This is a genomic window from Streptomyces sp. (assembly GCF_035644915.1).
In the GTDB taxonomy this organism is placed as follows: Bacteria; Actinomycetota; Actinomycetes; order Streptomycetales; family Streptomycetaceae; genus Streptomyces.
On record NZ_DASQNP010000238.1, the window covers coordinates 1 to 3,214 of the forward strand.

2 protein-coding genes and 1 tRNA gene are annotated in these 3,214 nt (G+C 74.5%); all 3 read left to right on the forward strand.

The genetic code is table 11. The features are described from left to right. Nucleotides 1-179 precede the first annotated feature (179 nt). Nucleotides 180-1,388 carry a DNA polymerase III subunit delta' gene (locus VE546_RS25405; protein ID WP_324926280.1) on the forward strand — a complete coding sequence of 403 codons (1,209 nt, stop codon included), beginning with the start codon at nt 180-182 and terminating at the stop codon, nt 1,386-1,388. Between the two features lie 69 nt (nt 1,389-1,457). Continuing rightward, the gene (locus VE546_RS25410) at nt 1,458-3,062 is read left to right on the forward strand and encodes an alpha/beta hydrolase (RefSeq protein ID WP_324926282.1); all 1,605 of its coding nucleotides are present in this window, start codon (nt 1,458-1,460) and stop codon (nt 3,060-3,062) included. 76 nt (nt 3,063-3,138) lie between these two features. Further along, nucleotides 3,139-3,212: transfer RNA gene (locus tag VE546_RS25415), tRNA-Thr, on the forward strand. Nucleotides 3,213-3,214: the final 2 nt, after the last annotated feature.

Sequence of the window (3,214 nt, forward strand, 5' to 3'; positions counted from 1 at the left end):
CGCCGGGGCTGAGGCCCGCCGCCCCGCACCCCGGCGGCCTCGGGCGGCTCCCGGTCGTCCACCACGGCCGTCCACGGTTGTCCACAGCCGTCCGTGACTGTCGGCGGCGTGCGGAACAATGAGCGGCGCCGGGCCACGCGGTCCGGCCGGGACGACGCGGAGAGGAGGGCACCACGGCCATGGCCGTATGGGACGACCTGATCGGGCAGGACAGGGTCACCGAGCAGCTCACCGCCGCCGCGCGCGACGCGGACGCGTACGTCACGGCCGCCGCCTCCGGCACCGAGCCGAAGCTCTCGGGCTCGGCGATGACCCACGCCTGGCTGTTCACCGGCCCGCCCGGCTCCGGCCTGGCGACCGCCGCCCGCGCCTTCGCCGCCGCCCTGCAGTGCGTCAGCCCCGACCGCGCGCTGGGCGGCGTGCCCGGCTGCGGCTTCTGCGAGGGCTGCCACACGACCCTGGTGGGCACGCACGCCGACGTCGAGGTGATCCACACCGACCAGCTCAGCATCGGCGTCAAGGAGACCCGCGGGCTCGTGCGCCGCGCCCAGCTCTCCCCCTCGGGAGGCCGCTGGCAGGTGGTCGTCCACGAGACCGCCGACCGGCTCACCGAGGGAGCCGCCAACGCCCTCCTGAAGGCCGTCGAGGAGCCCGCCCCCCGCACGGTGTGGCTGCTGTGCGCGCCCTCCGCCGAGGACGTCCTGCCGACGATCCGCTCCCGCTGCCGCCACCTGGTGCTGCGCACGCCCCCGGTGGACGCCGTCGCCGACACGCTGATCCGGCGCGACGGCATCGAGCCGGACGTGGCGCTGGCCGCCGCCCGCGCCACCCAGGGCCACATCGACCGGGCCCGGCGCCTGGCCACCGACGAGCGGGCCCGCGCCCGCCGCGCCGCCGTCCTCGCCCTCCCCACCCGGATCGAGGACGTCGGGGACGCGCTCAGGGCCGCGCAGCAACTGGTCGACGCGGCGAACGAGGACGCCAAGGAGGCCGTCGAGGAGGTGGACGCGAAGGAGACGGAGGAGATGCGCGCCGCGCTCGGCGCGTCCGAGGGCGGCCGGCTGCCGCGCGGCACGGCGGAGGTGATGAAGGAGCTGGAGAAGCGCCAGAAGAGCCGCTCCACCCGGGCCAAGCGCGACTCCCTCGACCTCGCCCTGATCGACCTCACGGCCTTCTACCGCGACGTGCTGGCCCTCCAGCTCGGCTCTTCGGTCGCCCTGGCCAACGAGGACGTCCGGGACGCGGTGGAGCGGATCGCCGCCACCACCCGGCCGGAGCAGACGCTGCGCCGCATGGAGGCCGTGCTGGAGTGCCGCCGCGCCATCGACCGCAACGTGGCGCCGCTGCTGGCGGTGGAGGCGATGACGGTGGCCCTCCGAGCGGGCTGAGCCCCGTCCGGGTCCCGCCCGGCGGCGGCTCCCTTCCGTTCGGCTCCGGCCCGTATACGCTCCGGAGGCATGGACACCAGGCGTCTGCTCCGTACCGGTGGCGTCGCGTTCGCGACCGCCGCGCTGCTGCTGTCGGGCTGTTCCGGTCCCAGCGACCCGGACCCCCGGCGCGACCCGGGTGTCTCCGAGTCGTCGCTCCAGCCCTCGGACGACCGCGCGGCCGGCTCCCCGCCGCCGCTGGAGGCGCTGCCCGAGGAGATCCCGGCGAACCTGCGCCCGTACTACGAGCAGAAGCTGACCTGGCGCGACTGCGGCGTCCCCGGCTTCCAGTGCGGCACGCTGAGAGTGCCGCTGGACTACGACGCCCCGGACCGGGACGAGGACCTGGAACTGGCCGTCACCCGCAAACGGGCCTCCGGCCCGGGCGAGCGCCTGGGCACCCTGCACGTCAACCCGGGCGGCCCCGGCGGCTCCGCCGTCGACTACGTCCAGCTCGCGGCGGGCGTCGGCTATCCGGCCCCGGTCCGCGCCCGGTACGACATCGTCGGCATGGACCCGCGCGGCGTGGCGCGCAGCGAGCCCGTCGAGTGCCTGAGCGACCGGGAGATGGACGCCTACACCCAGACCGACGTCACCCCGGACGACGAGGGCGAGATCGGGAAGCTGACCGCCGCGTACGAGCGGTTCGCCGAGGGCTGCGAGAAGCGGGCGGGCAGGCTGCTGGGCCACGTCTCGACCGTCGAGGCCGCCCGCGACCTGGACGTCCTGCGGGAGGTGCTCGGCGACGACAAGCTCACCTACATCGGCGCCTCCTACGGCACCTACCTCGGTGCCACCTACGCCGGGCTCTTCCCGTCCCGCGTCGGCCGGCTCGTCCTGGACGGCGCCATGGACCCCTCGCTCTCCGCCGAGCAGCTCAACCGCGACCAGACGGCGGGCTTCAACACCGCCTTCACCGCCTTCGCCGAGGACTGCACGGAGCGCGACGACTGCCCGCTGGGCACCGGGAGCGTCAAGGACGCGGGACGGCGCCTGGGCGACTTCCTGGAGCGCCTGGACTCCCGTCCCGCCGACACGGGCGAGGCGCGCGAGCTGACCGAGTCCCTGGCCACGGTCGGCGTGCTGAACGCCATGTACACCGAGTACTACTGGCCGAAGCTGCGCTCGGCCCTCACCGCCGCCATGGACGGCGACGGCGCGGAGCTGCTGTCGCTGGCCGACGACTACTACGAGCGGGACGCGGACGGCTCCTACGGCAACATCATGTACGCCAACGCCGCCGTGAACTGCCTCGACCTCCCCGCCCCCTTCGACGGCCCGGCCGAGGCCAAGCGGGCCGTCGCCGACTTCCGCAAGCACTCCCCGGTCTTCGGCCGCAACTTCGCCTGGTCCGCCCTGAACTGCACCTACTGGCAGCACCCGCCCACCGGCGAGCCCCACCGCATCGAGGCCGAGGGCGCCGCCCCCATCCTGGTCGTCGGCACCACCCGCGACCCGGCCACCCCCTACAAGTGGGCCGAGGGCCTGGCCGGCCAGCTCTCCTCGGCCACCCTCCTGACGTACGACGGCGACGGCCACACGGCGTACGTGCGCGGCAGCGACTGCGTCGACTCGGCGATCAACGCCTACCTGCTCCGCGGCAAGGTCCCGGAGGCGGGTACCAGGTGCTCCTGACCCGGCCCGAAACCCGGTACGGGGCACCCCCGGGCACTGTGTAGACTTACACGCGCTGCGGATCGCCGCACGCACTGCCGCCTTAGCTCAGTCGGCCAGAGCGACGCACTCGTAATGCGTAGGTCGTGGGTTCGATTCCCACAGGCGGCTCA